The sequence below is a fragment of the Streptomyces sp. NBC_00252 genome (genome assembly GCF_036187565.1).
Classification (GTDB): Bacteria; Actinomycetota; Actinomycetes; order Streptomycetales; family Streptomycetaceae; genus Streptomyces.
In genome coordinates, this window is sequence record NZ_CP108087.1 from 9,168,041 (window position 1) to 9,187,331 (window position 19,291).

Sequence of the window (19,291 nt, forward strand, 5' to 3'; positions counted from 1 at the left end):
GTGTCAGAAACCCCTTGTACTGCCACGGCGCCTCCTGCAACCTGTTCTCGTTCCGCAGGCGGTACGGCGACGGGAGGACGGCAATGGGCGGTACGGAACACCTGACCGTGCGGCGTGAGGGCGCCACGCTCGTGCTCACGCTCAACAGGCCCGAGGCCAAGAACGCGCTCTCCTTGCCGATGCTGGTCGGGCTGTACGACGGGTGGGTCGAGGCCGACGCGGACGACGCGGTGCGGTCGATCGTGCTGACGGGGGCGGGGGGTTCGTTCTGCGCGGGCATGGACCTCAAGGCGCTGGCCGGCAAGGGGATGGACGGGCAGGCGTACCGGGATCGGCTCACCGCTGATCCGGATCTGCACTGGAAGGCGATGCTGCGGCACCATCGGCCCCGTAAACCGGTGATCGCCGCGGTCGAGGGGTATTGCGTGGCCGGCGGTACGGAGATTCTTCAGGGCACCGATATCCGGGTCGCGGGGGAGTCGGCGACCTTCGGGTTGTTCGAGGTGAAGCGCGGGTTGTTCCCGATCGGCGGGTCGACCGTGCGCCTTCAGCGGCAGATTCCGCGTACGCATGCGCTGGAGATGCTGCTCACCGGGCGGCCGTACAGCGCTCGGGAGGCGGCGGACATCGGCCTTGTCGGGCATGTCGTGCCTGAGGGTTCTGCCCTCGACAAGGCTCTGGAGATCGCCGAACTCGTCAATGCCTGTGGGCCGTTGGCCGTCGAGGCGGTCAAGGCGTCGGTGTACGAGACGGCGGAGCTGACCGAGACGGAGGGGCTTGCGGCTGAGCTCAAGCGGGGGTGGCCGATCTTCGACACCGCCGACGCGAAGGAAGGGGCCCGGGCTTTCGCGGAGAAACGGGCGGCTGTTTACCGGCGGGAGTAGACGGGTCGGTCCGGTTGTGTCCGCGGGTTCGTTGTGGCTGGTCGCGCAGTTCCCCGCGCTCCTGGGTGGGGATGCGCTGGCCCGACTGTTCAGTTAGGAGAATGTCGTGACCGAAGTGCTGAAAGCTCCCCTCATCCTCGAATTTCCCTTCACCCGTTCCCTCGGGCCCGTCCAGAGCGCTTTTCTCACCGGGCTGCGCGAGCGCGTCGTCCTCGGGGTGAAGGCCGGGGACGGGCGGACCCTTGTGCCTCCCGTCGAGTACGACCCCGTCACCGCCGAGGAGATCCGGGATCTCGTCGAGGTCGGGGACAGCGGGACGGTCACCACCTGGGCCTGGAATCACGAACCCCGGCGTGGGCAGCCGCTCGAGACACCTTTCGCGTGGGTGCTGGTTCGGCTCGACGGTGCTGACACCGCGCTGCTGCACGCCCTCGATGTCAGCGGCCCCGATGCCGTGCGCACCGGAATGCGTGTGCGCGTCCGATGGGCCGAGGAGCGTACCGGTGCCATCACCGACATCGCGTGCTTCGAGCCGTACGACGGGGAGGGAGGGCATCAACCCTCCGCCCACAGCGGCGAGTTCGAGGACATGGTCACCGGCATCGTGGCCCAGGCGCGGCTCGACTACGTCTACTCGCCCGGGCGCGCACAGACCGACTACATCCGCGCGCTCTCCGAACAGCGCACCGTCGGGGAACGCTGCCCCTCCTGCCGGAAGGTGTACGTCCCGCCCAGGGGCGCGTGTCCCACCTGCGGGGTCGCCACGACGGAACACGTCGAAGTGGGACCGCGGGGCACGGTGACGACGTTCTGCATCGTCAACATCAAGGCGAAGAACCTCGACATCGAGGTGCCGTACGTCTACGCGCACATCGCCCTCGACGGGGCCGACCTCGCGCTGCACGGGCGGATCGGCGGGATGCCGTACGACCAGGTGCGCATGGGGCTGCGGGTCGAGGCGGTGTGGAGCGAGGGCGGCCGTTATCCGGACCACTACCGGCCGACCGGTGAACCCGACGCGGACTACGACGCCTACAAGGAGCTGCTGTGATGTCAGGAGACGCCGCACCGCGCGAGATCGCCGTCGTCGCGTTCGCGCAGACCGACCACCGGCGGACCACCGACGAACTGTCCGAGGTGGAGATGCTGATGCCGGTGCTGCACGGCGTCCTCGAACAGACCGGCCTCAAGACCGCCGACATCGACTTCACCTGCTCCGGCTCCAGCGACTACCTCGCCGGCCGCGCCTTCTCCTTCACCCTCGCCCTCGACGGCGTCGGAGCCTGGCCGCCGATCTCCGAGTCGCACGTCGAGATGGACGGCGCCTGGGCGCTGTACGAGGCCTGGGTCAAACTCGTCACCGGTGACGCCGACACCGCGCTGGTGTACTCGTACGGCAAGTCGTCCCCCGGCTCCGTACGCGACGTCCTGACGCGGCAGTTGGACCCGTACTACGTCGCCCCGCTGTGGCCGGACGCGGTCGCCCTGGCCGCCCTCCAGGCCCAGGCCCTCATCGACGCCGGAGACACCGACGAACCCGCGCTCGCCGCCGTCGCGGCCCGCAGCCGGACCGACGCGAGCGCCAACTCCCATGCACAGGTGCGGGGTTCGGTACCGCAGGGCGACTATGTCGTACGGCCGCTGCGCACCGGCGACTGTCCGCCGGTCGGTGACGGCGCCGCCGCCGTGATCCTCGCGGCCGGGGACCGGGCCCGCGAGCTGTGCCAACGGCCCGCCTGGATCAGGGGGATCGACCACCGCATCGAGGCACACGGGCTCGGCGTAAGGGAGTTGACGGACTCACCGTCCGCACGGCTCGCCGCCGAGAAGGCCGGGGCCTTCGAACGGCCCGTGGACACCGCAGAGTTGCACGCGCCGTTCACCGCGCAGGAGGTCGTCCTGCGCAAGGCGCTGCGCCTCGGCGACGACGTGCGCGTCAACCCGTCCGGGGGAGCCCTCGCCGCCAACCCCGTCATGGCCACCGGGCTCGTCCGCATCGGCGAGGCCGCCGCCCGCATCCACCGGGGCGAGTCCGACCGGGCCCTCGCCCACGCGACCTCCGGTCCCTGTCTGCAGCAGAACCTGGTCGCCGTACTCGAAGGGGATCCGCGATGAGCAAGGAGCCCGTGGCCGTCGTAGGGATCGGCCAGACCAAGCATGTCGCCGCGCGACGGGACGTCTCCATCGCGGGGCTGGTGCGTGAGGCGGCCCAACGTGCCCTGGAAGACGCCGAGTTGACGTGGGCCGACATCGATGCCGTCGTCATCGGGAAGGCGCCCGACTTCTTCGAGGGCGTCATGATGCCCGAGCTGTATCTCGCGGACGCGCTGGGCGCCGTGGGAAAGCCCATGCTGCGGGTGCACACCGCCGGTTCGGTGGGCGGGTCCACGGCGCTCGTCGCCGCGAACCTCGTCGCGGCCCGTGTGCACGGCACCGTGCTCACGCTGGCCTTCGAGAAGCAGTCCGAGTCGAACGCCATGTGGGGGCTGTCCCTGCCCATACCCTTCCAGCAGCCGTTGCTCGCGGGTGCGGGCGGGTTCTTCGCACCGCATGTGCGGGCCTACATGCGGCGGACCGGGGCGCCCGACACGGTCGGCTCGCTGGTCGCGTACAAGGACCGGCGCAACGCGCTGAAGAACCCGTACGCGCATCTCCACGAGCACGACATCACGCTGGAGAAGGTCCAGGCCTCGCCGATGCTGTGGGACCCGATCCGGTACTCGGAGACCTGCCCCTCCTCCGATGGCGCCTGCGCCATGGTCCTCACCGACCGGGCGGGCGCGGCCCGCGCACCACGTCCGGCGGCCTGGATGCACGGGGGCGCCATGCGCAGCGAACCCACCCTGTTCGCCGGAAAGGACTGTGTGTCGCCACAGGCCGGCAAGGACTGCGCGGCCGACGTGTACCGGCAGGCCGGGATCGCCGATCCGCGCCGGGACATCGACGCCGTGGAGATGTACGTGCCGTTCTCCTGGTACGAGCCCATGTGGCTGGAGAACCTCGGCTTCGCCGACGAGGGAGAGGGCTGGAAACTCACCGAATCGGGGGTGACCGAGCTGGACGGCGACCTTCCCGTGAACATGTCAGGGGGTGTGCTCTCGACCAATCCGATCGGCGCCTCGGGCATGATCCGCTTCGCGGAGGCCGCCCTTCAGGTGCGAGGTCAGGCCGGAGAACACCAGGTGGAGGGCGCTCGGCGGGTTCTCGGGCACGCCTACGGCGGCGGATCGCAGTTCTTCTCGATGTGGCTCGTGGGCAGCGAACCCCCCGCCTCCTGAAAGGTCCCCCTCACGTGGCCTGTTGGCATCAGAAACCGATCGCTAGGCTGGCCGCGGACGACGAATCGGGAGGAGCACGGACGTGGCCGAGAGCACCATCCAGCAGCACCCGCTTGCGGGCTGGGACAAGCCGGAGCTGGACCTCAGTGACGCCGATTGGCACTCGAGCAGCCGTGGCCTGGGGGATGTCCAGATCGCCTTTGTCGAGGGATTCATCGCGATGCGCAACAGCGGCCGCCCGGAAAGCCCTTCCTTGATCTTCACGCCCGCGGAATGGGGCGCGTTCGTGTCGGGGGCGCGGGAGGGGGAGTTCGACCTCACCTGAAGGTGACGGTTCCCCGGCCGAGCGGCAGGGGACATGCGCACAGGCATCTTCTGCCCGGCCCTCACTCGTGAGGGTGGCGGCCGGGCCGCATGCCGCACGCGACGGCGGTCTCCGGTTCGTTTCCCCGCGCCGCTCGCATGGCGCTACGCGGGAAACGCGACACCGGTCATGTCCTGCGAGAGCGCCCACAGCCGGCCTTGCAGCGACGTGTCGTACGACTGCGGGCTGGAGCGGACCACCTTGGGATACCCCTTGCTCTGCTGGAACCCGCGCGGGCCGTAGAACTCACCGCCTCGCACGCCCGGGTCGGTCGCGGCGCGCAGCACCGGGAGTGCGCCTCTCTCGGGGGACTGCAGAAGCAGCGGCCGGATCGCCGCGAAGGCCGCGCGGGTGACGGCGGACGAGTGCGCCATCGCGCTCCGGGAACCGGTGGTGTCGGACCCGCCGGGATGCGCGGCGACGGCCAGCGGCCCATCGACGGGCAGTCTGCGAGCGAGTTCGTAGGTGAATAGCAGGTTGGCCAGCTTGGAGTGCCCGTAAGCGGCGGTCCGGTCGTACGGGCGCGTGCGCCAGTCCAGGTCGTCGAGATCGATGGGCCCGCCCATGCGGTGGCCCGCGCTGCTGACCGTGACGACGCGGGAGGCGGGCGAGGCCGGGAGCCGGTCCAGCAGCAGCCCGGTGAGGGCGAAGTGGCCCAGGTGATTGGTGCCGAACTGGAGCTCGTAGCCGTCCGTGGTCGTCGCCTGCGGGGTGTACATCACGCCCGCGTTGTTGATCAGCATGTCGAGCCGGGCGTAGGCGTCTCGCAGTTCCCCGGCCGCCTCGCGGACCGAGGCGAGCGAACTCAGGTCGAGCCGCTGGACGCGCACGCTCGCCGTCGGTGCGGCGAGCGCGATCTCCTCCGCCGCGCGCTTGCCCTTGTCGGTGTCCCGTACCGCCAGGACGACCGCCGCCCCGCGCAGGGCGAGTGCCTTGGCGGTCTCGAAGCCGATGCCGGTGTTGGCACCTGTGATCACGGCGGTACGGCCGTGCTGGTCGGGGATGTCCTGGGCGGTCCAGTGTGCGGGCTTCGATGCGGTCATGGGTTCCTCCAGAAGTAGTACGGGGACTGGGCGGCAGGGAGGCGGTGATCGTGGCCTGCCTGCTGCCTGCTGCCTGCTGCCTGCTGCCTGCTGCCTGGCCGGCCGCTTTTTCGGCGTCGTAGGTGAATGCCATTTACCTATGGTGAATAGTGTTAACCTTGTCGGCATGGCAGTCAAACGGCGACCCACCGGCACCCACCACGGAGACCTGCGCAACGCGCTGGAGGAGGCGGCTCTCGCCCTGGTCGGCGAGCGCGGCCCGCACGGGTTCACCCTCGCCGAGGCGTGCCGGAGGGCCGGGGTCAGCGTGTCGGCCCCCTACAAGCACTTCAGCGACCGGGAAGCGCTGCTGGCCTCACTGGCTCTCAAGGGCTACGAGGAGCAGCGGCGCCGCTACCGCGCCGCGTTGGCCGCGCACACGGATCCGGTCGAGCAACTGGCGGCCTTCGCGACGGCCTACGTCCGGTTCGCCGCCGAGGAGCGCGCCCTCTTCGACATCACCTTCCTGGCCGGTCTCGACAAGAGCCGGCACCCCGAACTGGCCGCGGCGGGCGGTGTGTTGCACGACGACCTGATGCCGGTCACCAGCCGGATCGCCCCCGACCCGGACGAGGCGTTCGAGCTGCTCGTCCAGGTCGCGGCGGCGGCCCACGGGCTGGCTCTGTTCCAGCAGCAGGACATGCTGCCCGGCCCCTGGAACACCCCGTCCTCCGTCGAGGACCAGGCCGCGCGCGCGGCCCGTGCCCTGGCCGGCCGGACGACCCGCGAGCCCAGGAGACCCGCATGACCACCGCGCGCAGCGACTTCGACCGGGCCCTCGAACGTATTGGCAAGGGCAGCCACGTCAGCCTGACCACCTTCCGGCGCAACGGCCAGGGCGTCCCCACCCCCGTCGGCAGCCTCGTGCACGACGGCACGCTCTACGCCCTGACACCGCCGGACACCGGGAAGGCCAAGCGGATCCGCAACAACCCCCAAGTAACCGTCGCTCCCTGCGACATGAAGGGGACTGTGCCCGACGGCGTAACCGTGGTGCCCGCGACCGCCCGGCTCCTGGACCCCGCGGAGACCGCCCGCGTCGAGGAAATGATGAGGCGACGCTTCTTCATGTACCGCGTGGTGCACCTCGTCGACCGGGCCCTGCGCCGAGAACGCCCACTCGTCGCCATCGCCGTCCGCGCATAACCGCCGCTCGGGAGGGGTGTTCCGCGCGATTTTCCGGACACGCGATCATGAGAACCCTTCCGGGGCCGGTGCTGAGCCAGGCTGGCACCGGAGGGGAAGGTCCCGTTACTCCGGAGGTGAGGAACCCATGAGCACCCTGCCGGTCATCGCGGCGGTCGACGGTTCGGACGACAGCCTGCGCGCCCTGGACTGGGCCGTCGACGCGGCCCTCGGACGCGGGGCGCCGCTGCGGGTGGTCCATGTGTGGCAGTACGCCGCCGCCTGGACACCGCCCGGCGTCCTGGTCGCCGGACCGCCGGAACCGGACGAGGACGAGGTGCTCGACCAGGTCCGCACCCATCTCGAAGGGCGTGCCGACCGGCCGGTCATGGAGTACGTCGGGATGCAGGGCGCCCCCGGCGCCGTCCTGCCCGAACTCGGCTCCGGCGCCCAGCTGTTGGTGCTCGGCTCGCGCGGCCGGGGCGGCTTCGCCAGCCTGCTGCTCGGCTCGAACGGCATGGCCGCCGCCCGCGACGCCGACTGCCCCGTCGTCGTGGTGCCCCGGCCCGGACGCGAGGTGCACGGCGAGGTCCCGGCCGGACCCGGACCCCGCGTGGTCGTCGGCCTGCACGTGGACAGCCCGGACGAGACCACCCTCTCCTTCGCCTTCGCCGAGGCGGCCCTGCGCGGCGCCCGCGTCCAGGTCGTCGCCGCCTACCCGTGGCCGCCGCAGGCCTGGGCGTCACCCGGCGAACTCGTCCCGCCGGTCATCGACCAAGACGCCGTCGAGGACGAGACCCGCACCCTCACCAAGGCCCTTCTCGCCCCGCACCGCGAACGCCACCCCGACATCGACACCGAGTCGTACGTCGCGCCGGGCGACGCGGCCGGCCACCTCGTCGCCGCCTCCAAGAACGCCGACCTCGTCGTGGTCGGGCGTCACCGCCGCCGTCTGCTGTCCCCGGCCCGTCTGCTCGGCTCGGTCACCCAGGCAGTCCTGCTGCACGCGGCGAGCCCGGTGGCCGTGGTGCCGCCGACAGCGCCGGAGGAGTGACCAAGTCCCTTGTGCGTACGGCGACCTGCCCGACGGCGTCACGCCTTGAGCGTCGCGTCGGCGGGCGGGGCGCCGGTCACGGCCACAGCAACTGCTTGCGCCAGTCGCCGACTTCACGCACGTACACCAGCCGCGTGTGCCGCCGCTCCTTGTCGCCCTGCCAGAACTCGACCGACTCCGGCCGCACCGTGTGCAGGGTCCAGCCGGGGGCCACGAGGTCCGGCTCGTCCTCCAGCCGCTCCAGTGACTCCTTGACGGCGGCGTCCCGCTGGGCCAGATCCGCGAGCGGCTGTGACTGGCGGCCGACGAGCGCCTCCGCGCGAGCGCCCGTGCTCCGGGCGAGGAAGTCCGCCGCACTGTCCTCCGCGTCCGCCGCCACCACGGGACCGCGCACCCGGACCTGGCGGGCGAGCGGCGACCAGTAGAACGTCAGGGCGGCGAACGGCCGTTGGGCGAGATCGCGGGCCTTCACACTGCCGCCGTCCGACGCGAACCGCCAGCCGTCGGGCCCAACACCCTTGAGGATCAAGGTCCTTGCCGTCGGGTTGCCGTCCGCGCCGGCCGTGGACACCGTCATCGCGTGCGGCTCGCGCACCCCCGCCTCCAGCGCCCCCAACAGCCACTCCGTGAACAACTCGGACGGGGTGTCCGGCGCCATCAGCGGGTCGAAGACGGGCAGTTCACCCGCGAAGACCTCCACGTCGCGCAGCAGTTGCCGTAGATCATCCATCGATACTCTCCCGTGCCTCCGCCGTCCCCCGGGACCCGGGAGAACCGGCCGGTACGCTTTCGGCCACTACCGGGCCGTGCGACCTTCGGAAAGCGTACGCTGAGGTCCCTGTAGCTCACGGTGCGCGTTCGCTCCCCGCGCGGGCGCACCACCGTGGCAGGGGGTATGGCATGGGGCAGCGGAGTGCGCGCAGTCGACGGACACTCTTCGAGCGGGAGAGTGAACTCGCCGCCGTGGACGAGGCGTTGGGCGAACTGACCGGTCTGCGCACGGACGGCGGTGAGCCGGGGGACCGCCCGCGCGGTGCCCTCCTCGCCTTCGCGGGGCGGGCCGGCATCGGCAAGACCACCCTCCTCACCGAAGTGCGCCGCCGCGCCGCCGCCCAGGGCTGCACCGTGCTCTCCGCGCGAGGGGGCGACCAGGAACAGCGGGTCGCCTTCCACGTCGCCCGCCAGCTGCTGCAACCGCAGTTCGCCGGCTCGGCCGACGCCGATCTCCGTGCCGCGCTGGGCAGTTGGTACGACATCGTCGGCCCCGCCCTCGGCCTGTGCGCGCCCACCCAGGGCTCCCCGCCCGACCAGCAGGGTCTGCGCGACGGCCTCGACTGGGTGCTCACCCACCTCGCGGTGAAACGCGCCCCGATGGTCCTCGTCCTCGACGACGCGCACTGGGCCGACCCCGAATCCCTGGGCTGGCTGGCCGCGTTCGCACCCCGCGCCGAGCAACTCCCGCTGCTGGTCGTGGTCGCGTACCGGCCCGACGAACTCCCGGACCACGCCGAGTCGTTCAGGGGACTGCCCGGCCGGGCGGGGGTCCGCCCGCTCGACCTGGAGCCGCTCAGCGTCGAAGCCGTCACCGACCTCGTGCGCGAGATGCTCGGCGAGCACGCCGACGACGCGTTCTGCCACGAGTGCTGGGCCGTCACCGCCGGGAACCCCTTCGAGGCCGTAGAACTCACCGCCAAGATCCACGACCGCGGCCTGACCCCCACCGAGGCCGGGGCGCACCACCTGCGCGACCTCGCCGCCGCCGTCAAGGGCAGCGGCCTCATCACCCGCCTCGAACGCCTCGGCACCTCGACCGTCCGCTTCGCCTGGGCCTGCGCCGTCCTCGGCACCGAGACCCATCCGATGCTCGCCGCCGCCGTCGCCGGACTCGGCCACGAGGAGGCGGCCGACGCCGCCGACGCACTGCGCGCCGCCCGCATCCTCACCGGCACACCGACCGCCTCGGGCCGGCTCGAGTTCGTGCACCCGCTCATCGCCACCGCCGTCTACCGGGCCATCCCCGCGGGCGTCCGCGTCGCCCTGCACGGCCAGGCCGCCTGGTGCGTCATCAACGAAGGGCAGGGCCCCGCCGCCGCCGCCCGCCACCTCATGGAGACCCACCCGGACGGCGACAACTGGGTGGTCCAGCAACTCCGCGCCGCAGCGGGCGAGACCCTGCGCGCCGGCGCCCCCGACACCGCCCGCACCTACCTCGCCCGCGCCCTGCGCGAACCCCCGCCCTTCGACGACCGGGCCGCCGTCCTCTACGAACTGGGCAGCGCCTCCCTGCTCACCGAACCGGCGACCACCGTCAACCATCTGCGGGCCGCCCTCGAAGAGCCGATCAGCGACGCCGGTCTGCGGCAGAACATCGTCTACCGCCTCTCCCAGGTCCTCGCCCACAGCGACCGCCTCGCCGAGGCCTCCGAGACCCTCGCCCGCGAGATCGGCGTCACCGACGACGCCCGGGTCAAACTGCGCATGCTCTCCGAGCAGTTCATGTGGGACGCCTTCCGCGCCGACGAACCCGACCACCCCTCGCGCTCCCGCCGCCTCACCAAACTCGCCGACCGCCTCAAGGGCCGCGACCTCACCGAGCGGTACATCATCGGCCTGCGCACCTGGGACGCCGTACTCCGTGGGGAACCCGCACATGTGGCCCTGCACCATGCCGAGCGCGCGTTGAGTGGTGGCCTCGGCTGGGCGGAGGCCGACCGCGGGTTCGAGGTGCCGGTGCTGGTCGCCCTCGCCTACATGTACTGCGACCGGCCGGGCCGCGCCGAGGAACTGTTCGCCACCGGCATCGCCGACTTCGAACAACAGGGCTGGCGCGGCGCCCATCTGTCCTTCGGCTACACCCTCCTCGGCTACCTCCGCTACCGGCGCGGCCGTCTCGCCGAGGCCGAGGACTTCGCCCGCGCGGGCCTGCGACTCGCCGAACGCGTCGGACCCGGCACCCCCGTCTACTGGTACGGCACCGGCATCCTCATCGAGGTCCTGCTCGCCCGCGGCCGCGTCGAGGAGGCCACCCGGCTCGCCGAGGACCACGACTTCGCGGAGCCCTTCCCGGCGGCCGTGGTCTTCCCGGACGCCCAGACCGTCTACGGCGAACTGCTCCTGGCCCGCGGCCTCGCCAAGGAGGCCGCCGCCGAACTCGCCTCCGCGGGCCGCCGACTCGACCCGCGCGGCATCCGCAACCCGGCCTGGTGCCCCTGGCAGCTCCACCTCGCCCGCGCCGAACGCCACGACACCCCCGAGCGCGCCGTCGTCACCGCCCACGAAGCGATCGCCCGCGCCCGCCAGTTCGGCACCCCGTCCGCGATCGGCCAGGCCCTGCGCATCGCCGCCGAGGTCTCCTCCGGCTCGGCCCGCGCCAAACTCCTCGAAGAGTCCGTCACCCACCTCGAACGCTCCCCGGCCGCCTACGAGTTGGCGTGCGCCCTGGTCGCCCTCGGCACCGAACTCCGCCGCACCGGCAGGGCCAGGGAATCCGGCGACCACCTCTACCGAGGCCTCGACGCGGCCGTCCAGTGCGGCGCCGACGGCCTCGCCGACGCGGCCCGAGCCGAACTGGCCGCCGCCGGCCTGCGCCCCCGCCGCCTCCACAGCACCGAGACCGACACCCTCACCACCCAGGAACGCACAGCCGCGACCCTGGCCGCCGAGGGGCACACGGACGCCGAGATAGCCGTAGAACTCCACACGGACGAACAGACGGCAGTGCGCCTCCTGTCAGCGGCCTACCGAAAGCTGGGCACGGACCACACAGGCCTGGGAACGGCACTGATCGAACCGACGTAGGGCCGACCCCCCACGGGCGCGAGGAACCGCGCGACCAGCCCCCACGCACCGGCACCCGACCACGCACCCGGCACCAACCACGGCCCCATCGCCGAACAGCACCCCGTACCATGGCCACATGTCGTTCCTCCGCCGCCGCAGCGCCACCCCCGCCGGCCCCGAATTCGATGTGCTGGCCATGGACCCGGGCGACTGGCCCGGGAACCTCGGTGCCGGTCTGCTGCCCGCCCCCGACGGCACGTGCCAGGGTGTGTTCCTGAGGTACGACCTGTTCGGCGGCCGCGGCCCCGCGATGGTCATCGGCAATCTGCCGGAGGGCTCCCCGGCCCGTGACGTCGCCGAGGACGAGATCCCCTTCGAGGTCGCGCAACTGCTCCTCGCGCTGGAGAACGACGAGGAGGTGACCGTCGTAGGAGCCGAGGACATGCCGGTGATGCAGGGCGACAACCTGCTGATCGTGCGCCGCCTCAAGCTCTCCGAGAGCCGGATTTCCTGCGTCCAGTTCGACCGCAGCGACAACGTCCTGGTCACCATCGCCGCCTGGGACCGCCCCATCACGGACGACCTCTACGCCCTGCTGAAACCGCTCCCGGCGGAACTGTTCCAGCAGGGCTGAGGCACGGCTACCGGCTGGACCGCTCCAGCCGGACGTCCGCCGCCCGCACATACTCCACACGGTGCCCGTACTGGATCTCGTAGTAGAGATCCTTTCCTACGACCACCTTGTGCGAGTCGGTGGTGAAGGTGACCGCGTAGTAGTACTCGCCGGGCACCTTGTCACCGACCACGTACTTCTGGCCCTTGAGCAGGGTGTAGGGCAGCGGGGAGATCGCCTGGGCGGGGACTCCCGTCGGATAGGCGGAGGCCTCCGGGTAGGCGCGGCCGTACACCGGGACGCTGTCCGCGCCCTCCTTCGGTGTCACGATCAGGCCGGCCGCCGCCACGGCGGTGGGGTGCTTCGTCGGGTTCTTGAACCAGGCCTTCTGACCCAGGTACCAGATCGCCGTCCAGTCCCCGGAACGGTCGGCCACCGCGTACTGCTGCCCGGTCGACACCCGCGACGACAGGTCGTTGACGCCGGTGGTCGGGGTCGTACCGAGGCCGATGTCCTTGATCAGGGGATAGGTCTCGCCCGGCCCGGAGTACAGCCGGACCTCGCTGGAGCCGTGCGCCGCGCACGGCTGGCCGGCGGTGACGCAGCCCGTGTACACCGGCTGGTTGGTCGCGTAGTCGGGGCGGATCGTCACCAGGCCGCCGCTCCTGTGCGCGGTCTGCTTGACGGGGTGGCCCAGCAGGTCGAAGTAGTGCGCCCAGTCCCAGTACGGGCCCGGGTCCGTGTGCATCCCGGGGATCGTGGACGTGGTCGGCCCCGGCACGTTGTCGTGGCCGAGGATGTGCTGCCGGTCCAGCGGGATGCCGTACTTCTTGGTCAAGTACGTCACCAGGCGGGCCGACGAGCGGTACATCGCCTCCGTGTACCAGGCGTCCGGCGCCGTGAGGAAGCCCTCGTGCTCGATGCCGATCGACTTGGCGTTGATGTACCAGTTGCCCGCGTGCCAGGCGACGTCCTTGGCCTTCACATGCTGGGCGATCAGACCGTCGGTGGAGCGGATCGTGTAGTTCCACGACACATAGGTGGGGTCCTGGACCAGGTTCAGGACACCGTCCCACTGGCCTTCCGTGTCATGGACGACGATGTACTTGATGCTCTGCGACGCGGGCCGGTCACCGAGGTCGTGGTTGCCGTAGTCGTCGGTCCCGAACTGGGAGTACGGCGCCGGGATCCACTCGCACGACACCTTCTTCGGGCACTCCGTACCGTCGGCGGAGACCGTGCGCAGCCCGGTCCGCTTCAGCTGCGCGGTGTCGGGCGCGAGACCCGGCTGCGGTGCCAGGGCGACCTGCTGACCGGCGTCCGTGGTGCGCTGCTCGCCGGTGTGGATCACGTCGTAGACATCGTTGGCATACGACGCCGCCGTCGCGGTGTCGTCCGCCCCGGAGAAGCGCGCGACCGCGCCGTACCAGTCGGCCGGATCCGCGCTCAGCGACTCGCCGAGGTTCTTCTGGGCGTCGGCCAGGAGGGCCGCGCCGCCCGCCACGTTCGCGGTCTCGTCGGTACGCAGGTCGGTCGCCGGGAGGCCGGTCAGCTCGGCCGCCTTCGCCAACGTCTTGAGACGGGCGGGGAGTTGGGACTCCGCCGGAATCTGCGCGGTCGGGTGCAGGGCCGGGCGGGCGCTGTCGCCGCGCGCGTCCTCGGTGCCCTCGCTCAGGTGCTCCGTCGCGGCGAGAGCGGTGCGGGCGTCGGTGAGGTGCATCGGGCCGTAGCCGCCGGTCACGCTCGGCGCTCCGCCGTGCGTGTCCCAGCGGGACTGCAGGTAGGAGACGGCCAGCAGCACCGTCTGCGGCACGTGGTACTCGGCGGACGCCGACGCGAACGCCCGCTGGAGGGTGGAGGCGGAGGAGTCGGTGGCGCTCTCCGACGGGGCCGCGCCCAGCAGCGGCAGCAGCAGGGCGGCGGTGGCGAGCGCGCCGGCGGACCGGCGCGCGCGTCTGTGTCCGGGAGAGCGGGTGGGGTCGGTCGAGGATCCTCGCAATGCAGCCTCCTGGGACGGTGGGATTGTCATGAACCGTGCGGGGCCGGACGTGCGTCAGTGGTACCGGCTGACCGACGATCCGTCAATCATGCCCAGAGGACGGCGATTTCCCATGTCAACGGGGGATGCGGGGAGTTTCGTGGCGGTGGTGTCCGGGCCTGCGGGGCGTCAGTGGAGTACACCAATGGGGGTGTGCGGCGCGGCGCGTACCGACATATGGCGAGTCGACATATAGAGGCCGGACACATGGAGGCCGGGCACATGGAAGACGGCCATATGGCGGCCGGACACACGAAGGTCCGCGGTGCGCCGCTGCAGGGCGTACCGCGGACCTTGTCCCCGTCAGCGAGTGCCGACCGCCGCACGCACGGCCCGGCGGGCCATCTGGCAGTCGTCGTGCAGCCGCCGCAGCAGCAGCCGTTGTTCCTCGCCGGACGGCGCAGCACCCGGGTGGGCCGTTCCCGGAGCCGCCGGGGTCGTCTCGTGCATCGAGCGCTGCACGGCCATCTCGTAGGTACGGATCTCCCGGGTCAGTACCAGCATCAGGTTGACCAGGAACGCGTCGCGCGAGGCCGGTCCCGCCGACTGCGCGATCTGGCTGATCTGCCGTCGGGCCACCGGCGCGTCCCCGAGGACCGCCCACAGCGTGGCCAGGTCGTAGCCCGGCAGGTACCAGCCCGCGTGCTCCCAGTCCACCAGCACCGGACCGGCCGGTGACAGCAGGATGTTGGACAGCAGGGCGTCACCGTGGCAGAACTGGCCCATCCCGCCGCGGCCCGCCGAGTGCGCGATGCCGTGCAGCAGCTTCTGCAGGTCTCCCATGTCCCGGTCGGTGAGCAGCCCCAGCTCGTGATAGCGGGAGATACGCGCCGCGTAGTCCAGCGGGGCGTCGAACGTGCCCGCCGGCGGCCGCCAGGCGTTCAGCCGGCAGATCGCGCCGAGCGCCGCCCGGATGTCCGCCCGCGGCGGGGCCTCCGCCGGGTGCCGGTGCAGCGCCGCCACCCGGCCCGGCATCCGCTCGATGACGAGCGTGCAGTTGTCCGGGTCCGCCGCGATCAGACGCGGCACACGCACCGGTGGACGGTGCCGGACGAACGAGCGGTACGCGGCTATCTCGTGCCGGATCCGCTCGGCCCACGCGGGGGAGTGGTCCAGTAAACACTTCGCTACGGCCGTGCTGCGTCCGGTCGTTCCGACCAGGAGCACCGAGCGCCCGTTGCGGCGTAGCACCTGCACCGGAGCGAACTCCGGGCAGATCCGGTGCACCGACGCGATCGCCGTACGCAGCTGGGCGCCCTGAGGGCCGGACAAGTCGAGTCTCCCGCTGAGGGGTTGGGGGCCGAGCCCGGGAACGCGCCGCGGCCTGCCCGCACCGAGCACGGGGCCGGCCGCCGGACGCGCCGGGTCGAGGTAGGGGCCGCCGGCGCCCGGGCGGGGGTGCAGCGACCGGGGCGGGGCGGACACGGAGGACGATGCTGTGTACATGGGAGAAACAGATCCCTTCGTGTGCCTGCAGTGCCTGTCCAAGCAAGCGCGCTCCCGGCCCGGTCCCGCTGGTGCACCCTGGGGAGTGTTCCTCGGGGACCGGGTCGGGGTGGCGCTTTCCTACCTGACACCAGATGCGCAGTGGCACACCATCTGGCGCACCCTGGCGAACCCTGGCGAATAGTCGCCCGGCAAGGCGCACCGGGCTATGTTCAAGTCAGCCGAGAACCTGGGGGCTTGACGTGAACGGACAACCCAACTCCCGTCTCTCGGACCTGTTCGGCCTGGCCGGCTGGTCCAAGGGCGAGCTCGCGCGGCGGGTCAACCGGCAGGCGGCGGCCATGGGCCACCCCCAGCTGTCGACCGACACCTCGCGGGTACGGCGTTGGATCGACACGGGAGAGATCCCGCGCGATCCGGTGCCGAGGGTGCTGGCGGCTCTGTTCACCGAGCGTCTCGGCCGTGTCGTGACCATCGAGGACCTCGGTCTGGTCCGGCACGGGCGTACGGGGAAACGGCCCGACGACGGGAGTGTGGAACATCCCGACGGTGTGCCGTGGGCGCCCGAACGGACTGCTGCGGTCCTCACCGAATTCACGGGAATGGACCTCATGCTCAACCGACGCGGCTTGGTGGGCGCGGGCGCCGCGCTCGCCGCAGGCTCCGCACTCAGCAGTGCCATGTACGACTGGCTGCACTCCGATCCGACTCTCTCCGCCGATGCTCCCCGGTACGACGATCCCCTGCACGCCGACCCCGCTGGGTTCGACCGCTATGAGGCCGCCCCCATCGGGTCGCAGGAGATCGAGGAACTGGAGGAGTCCGTCGAGGTGTTCCGCGCCTGGGACGCGGCCCGCGGCGGCGGGCTGCAGCGCAAGGCTGTGGTGGGACAGCTCAACGAGGTGGGCGGCATGCTCGCCTACCGTCACCCCGACCATCTGCAGCGGCGCCTGTGGGGCGTCGCCGCCAACCTCGCCGTGCTCGCGGGCTGGATGTCGCACGACGTCGGCCTGGAACCCACGGCCCAGAAGTACTTCGTCATCGCCGCCCACGCGGCCCGTGAGGGCGGCGACCGGCCCCGCGCCGGGGAGGCGCTCTCCCGGGCGGCTCGCCAGATGGTGCACCTGGGTCGGCCCGACGACGCGCTCGACCTGATGAAACTCGCCAAGGCCGGCTCCGGGGACGAGGTGCTGCCGCGCACCCGGGCGATGCTCTACACCATCGAGGCCTGGGCACAGGCGTCGATGGGCAAGGGCCAGGCCATGCGCCGTACCCTCGGCCAGGCGGAGGACCTCTTCGTCTCCGACCGCGGCGACGTACCGGCACCGGGCTGGATGCAGACCTTCAAGGAGGAGGACCTCTACGGCATGCAGGCCCTGGCCTACCGCACGCTGGCCGAGCACGAGCCGGGCGCGGCCGTGCACGCCCAGTACTTCGCGGAGAAGGCCCTGGCGCTGCGGGTCGACGGACGGCAGCGGTCGAAGATCTTCGACTTCCTGTCGATGGCCTCGGCCTGCTTCATCGCCGACGACCCCGAACAGGCGGACAGGTACGCGCGGTTGGCCCTGATGTCGATGGGATCGAACTCCTCCCACCGCACCTGGGACCGGCTGCGCGAGATGTACCGGCTCACCGCCCAGTACTCCGGCTATCCGAAGATCCACGAACTGCGGGAGGAGATCAAACTCGCGCTGCCGAGGACACCGTCGAAGACCCCACGGGCCAGGGGCGGCAACAGCGCCCAGGCCTAGGGGGTTTGTACGGCCGACAGCCCGTCAAGGACCTGACGGCATCTCAAGAACTCTTCGGTAAGGGGTAGTTGATCAGGTCGTCCTGGCGACGAGCACACAGGCGTCATCGGCACGCTCGGTGTCGCCGAACTCCTCCACGACCATCCGTACGCAGTCCTGTGCGGTGCGCGCCTCGCCGAACCGCGGGGCCAGGTCGAGGAGTCGGTCCACGGCCTCCGGTCCGCTGTGCCCGGGCACCAGCCCGTCCGTGTGCAGCAGGAGGACGTCGCCCGCTTCGAGGGTCTCCTCGGCCTGTCCGTAGGCCGCTCCCGAGGTGGCGCCGAGCAGCACGCCGTCCGGTGCGCCCAGCACGCGCCCCGTCCCGCCGCGGAACAGCAGCGGGGCGGGGTGTCCTGCCTGCGCCCAGACCAAAGTGCGGGTCTCGGGCCGGTAGCGGCAGCACACCGCGCTGCCCAGGGCCGGTTGAACGGTGGCGTCCAGCAACTGGTTGAGCCAGGACATGAGTTGACCCGGCTCGGTGCCCGCCATCGCCATCCCGCGCAGGGCGCCGAGCAGCATCGCCATGCCCGAGGTGACGGCGACACCGTGGCCGGTGAGGTCGCCGACGCTCAACAGGGTGGCGCCGTCGGCGAGTTGGAGCGCGTCGTACCAGTCGCCGCCGATCAGCGCGCTCGTCGACGAGGGCAGATAGCGGGCGGCCAGGTCCAGGGTCTCCGGCCCCTGGTGCGGGAGCCGCAGGGAGCCGCGCCACGGCGGCAGCACGGCCTCCTGCAGCTCGACCGCGAGCCGGCGCTCGGCCTGCGCGTGATGCCGGTGGAGCTGCAGCGAGTCACGGGTCTCGCTCACCGTCCGCTGGCTGCGGCGCAGTTCGCTGACGTCCCGCAGCACGGCCCACATCGAGGCGGTGCCGCCGTCGGCGTCGAGCACGGGCTCGCCCATCATGTGCACGGTCCGTACGTCACCGTCGGGCAGCACGACACGGAACTCGCCGTCGATGGGCTTGGCGTCGATCAGGCAGTCCGTGACCATCGCGGTCAGGCCCGGCCGGTCCTCGTCGAAGACCAGGGACGGCAGTTCGTCGAGGGTGAGCGGGGGAGCGGCGGGGTCACGGCCGAGGATCTGGTACAGCTCCCCGGACCAACTCGCCTCGTCCGTCAGCAGGTTCCACTCGGCACTGCCCACCCGGGTGAGCAGCGGGTCCTGTCGGGGCGCTTCCGGTACGGCGGTCGGGGCGGGCGCCTCTTCGACGGCGGCCGGCACGGGCGGCGGACCGTCCCGCAACTGGGCCAAGTGTTCGTCGAGATCGTTGAGTTGATGCAGCGCCAGATCGCACAGTGCCCGCTGCCACCGCTCCCGCGGGTCCGACCCGTCGTGCTGCGCGTCCCGTCGTACGGCGTCCACGTCGCCCATGAGCCGCCGCGCCTGCGATATCAGCGCCTCGACCGAGCCGCGCGCGGGCGGCTGGGCGGCGGGGCGGTCCGCAGAGAGATGGGACGGCATGACGCACTCCGATGCGGGGGACGGTACGACCAAGGCGGATGGAGGGACCGGTTACGACTGTCGCACAGGCTGCGACGCGCTGTAAGGGATTTGGCAACACACGATCCGGTGGTGCTTCTGGCATATGCCAGCGTCTTCACGGGTGATGTGGGACGTGCTCGTGGCGTAGTTGTCCTGGTGGGGCAAGTCGTGTGCGCCGTACGCGAGTTGAAGGGTTGGTTACCCTCCCGCGTCGACATTCAACCACCTGTTCGACGGCTTCGCGTTCGTGTGCGGTGCCGGTGCTCGCCGTGCGGCCGAAAAGTGTCGCTCAAGTGAGTGATCCGCAGTACGCAACAGTCATTTTGAGTCGTTGATTTGTTGTAGCCATGACAAT

16 protein-coding genes are annotated in these 19,291 nt (G+C 71.3%); 11 read left to right on the forward strand and 5 right to left on the reverse strand.

Annotated elements, in window-relative coordinates:
- The first annotated feature begins 83 nt into the window (after positions 1-83).
- From OHT77_RS40815 to OHT77_RS40835, 5 genes are all read left to right on the forward strand, one after another.
- A complete protein-coding gene (locus tag OHT77_RS40815; RefSeq protein WP_328833391.1) occupies positions 84-884 on the forward strand; it encodes a crotonase/enoyl-CoA hydratase family protein in 801 nt (266 codons plus the stop codon).
- A gap of 106 nt (positions 885-990) precedes the next feature.
- A complete protein-coding gene (locus OHT77_RS40820) occupies positions 991-1,935 on the forward strand; it encodes a Zn-ribbon domain-containing OB-fold protein (RefSeq protein ID WP_328833392.1) in 945 nt (314 codons plus the stop codon).
- Positions 1,935-2,999, forward strand: coding sequence for a thiolase domain-containing protein (locus tag OHT77_RS40825; RefSeq protein ID WP_328833393.1), 1,065 nt, complete (start codon positions 1,935-1,937; stop codon positions 2,997-2,999). Before OHT77_RS40820 ends, OHT77_RS40825 begins: the two co-directional genes overlap by 1 nt.
- Positions 2,996-4,162 carry a thiolase domain-containing protein gene (locus OHT77_RS40830; protein ID WP_328833394.1) on the forward strand — a complete coding sequence of 389 codons (1,167 nt, stop codon included), beginning with the start codon at positions 2,996-2,998 and terminating at the stop codon, positions 4,160-4,162. The genes OHT77_RS40825 and OHT77_RS40830 overlap by 4 nt, the downstream gene beginning before the upstream one ends.
- An 82-nt stretch (positions 4,163-4,244) precedes the next feature.
- On the forward strand, positions 4,245-4,487 hold the full coding sequence (locus tag OHT77_RS40835; RefSeq protein WP_037740657.1) for a DUF397 domain-containing protein: 243 nt from the start codon (positions 4,245-4,247) through the stop codon (positions 4,485-4,487).
- Positions 4,488-4,630: 143 nt separating this feature from the next.
- Here the strand turns inward: OHT77_RS40835 and OHT77_RS40840 are convergent, their stop codons facing one another.
- Positions 4,631-5,569 carry an oxidoreductase gene (locus OHT77_RS40840; protein ID WP_328833395.1) on the reverse strand — a complete coding sequence of 313 codons (939 nt, stop codon included), beginning with the start codon at positions 5,567-5,569 and terminating at the stop codon, positions 4,631-4,633.
- 166 nt (positions 5,570-5,735) lie between these two features.
- Here OHT77_RS40840 and OHT77_RS40845 point away from each other — a divergent pair, with 166 nt between their 5' ends.
- From OHT77_RS40845 to OHT77_RS40855, 3 genes are all read left to right on the forward strand, one after another.
- Positions 5,736-6,356, forward strand: coding sequence for a TetR/AcrR family transcriptional regulator (locus OHT77_RS40845; RefSeq protein ID WP_328833396.1), 621 nt, complete (start codon positions 5,736-5,738; stop codon positions 6,354-6,356).
- Positions 6,353-6,754 carry a PPOX class F420-dependent oxidoreductase gene (locus OHT77_RS40850; RefSeq protein ID WP_328833397.1) on the forward strand — a complete coding sequence of 134 codons (402 nt, stop codon included), beginning with the start codon at positions 6,353-6,355 and terminating at the stop codon, positions 6,752-6,754. The genes OHT77_RS40845 and OHT77_RS40850 overlap by 4 nt, the downstream gene beginning before the upstream one ends.
- Positions 6,755-6,881: 127 nt before the next feature.
- The gene (locus OHT77_RS40855) at positions 6,882-7,787 is read left to right on the forward strand and encodes a universal stress protein (RefSeq protein WP_328833399.1); all 906 of its coding nucleotides are present in this window, start codon (positions 6,882-6,884) and stop codon (positions 7,785-7,787) included.
- Positions 7,788-7,863: 76 nt separating this feature from the next.
- On the opposite strand, the gene OHT77_RS40860 is transcribed toward OHT77_RS40855, so the two are convergent.
- On the reverse strand, positions 7,864-8,517 hold the full coding sequence (locus OHT77_RS40860; protein WP_328833400.1) for a pyridoxine/pyridoxamine 5'-phosphate oxidase: 654 nt from the start codon (positions 8,515-8,517) through the stop codon (positions 7,864-7,866).
- A 170-nt stretch (positions 8,518-8,687) separates the two neighbouring features.
- Here OHT77_RS40860 and OHT77_RS40865 point away from each other — a divergent pair, with 170 nt between their 5' ends.
- The gene (locus OHT77_RS40865; RefSeq protein WP_328833401.1) at positions 8,688-11,585 is read left to right on the forward strand and encodes an ATP-binding protein; all 2,898 of its coding nucleotides are present in this window, start codon (positions 8,688-8,690) and stop codon (positions 11,583-11,585) included.
- A 118-nt stretch (positions 11,586-11,703) separates the two neighbouring features.
- Positions 11,704-12,201, forward strand: a complete 498-nt coding sequence (locus OHT77_RS40870; protein ID WP_266774848.1) for a hypothetical protein — start codon at positions 11,704-11,706, stop codon at positions 12,199-12,201.
- A gap of 7 nt (positions 12,202-12,208) precedes the next feature.
- Here the strand turns inward: OHT77_RS40870 and OHT77_RS40875 are convergent, their stop codons facing one another.
- Together OHT77_RS40875 and OHT77_RS40880 are read right to left on the reverse strand one after the other, a co-directional pair.
- A complete protein-coding gene (locus OHT77_RS40875) occupies positions 12,209-14,179 on the reverse strand; it encodes an N-acetylmuramoyl-L-alanine amidase (protein ID WP_328833402.1) in 1,971 nt (656 codons plus the stop codon).
- A gap of 342 nt (positions 14,180-14,521) precedes the next feature.
- A complete protein-coding gene (locus tag OHT77_RS40880; protein WP_328833403.1) occupies positions 14,522-15,664 on the reverse strand; it encodes an aminoglycoside phosphotransferase family protein in 1,143 nt (380 codons plus the stop codon).
- A 242-nt stretch (positions 15,665-15,906) separates the two neighbouring features.
- Between OHT77_RS40880 and OHT77_RS40885 the strand changes: the two genes are divergently transcribed.
- Positions 15,907-17,415, forward strand: a complete 1,509-nt coding sequence (locus OHT77_RS40885) for a DNA-binding protein NsdB (RefSeq protein WP_328833404.1) — start codon at positions 15,907-15,909, stop codon at positions 17,413-17,415.
- A gap of 72 nt (positions 17,416-17,487) precedes the next feature.
- Here the strand turns inward: OHT77_RS40885 and OHT77_RS40890 are convergent, their stop codons facing one another.
- Positions 17,488-18,915 (reverse strand): PP2C family protein-serine/threonine phosphatase, encoded by a 1,428-nt coding sequence (locus tag OHT77_RS40890; RefSeq protein ID WP_328833405.1) that lies wholly within the window; start codon positions 18,913-18,915, stop codon positions 17,488-17,490.
- Positions 18,916-19,291 lie beyond the last annotated feature (376 nt).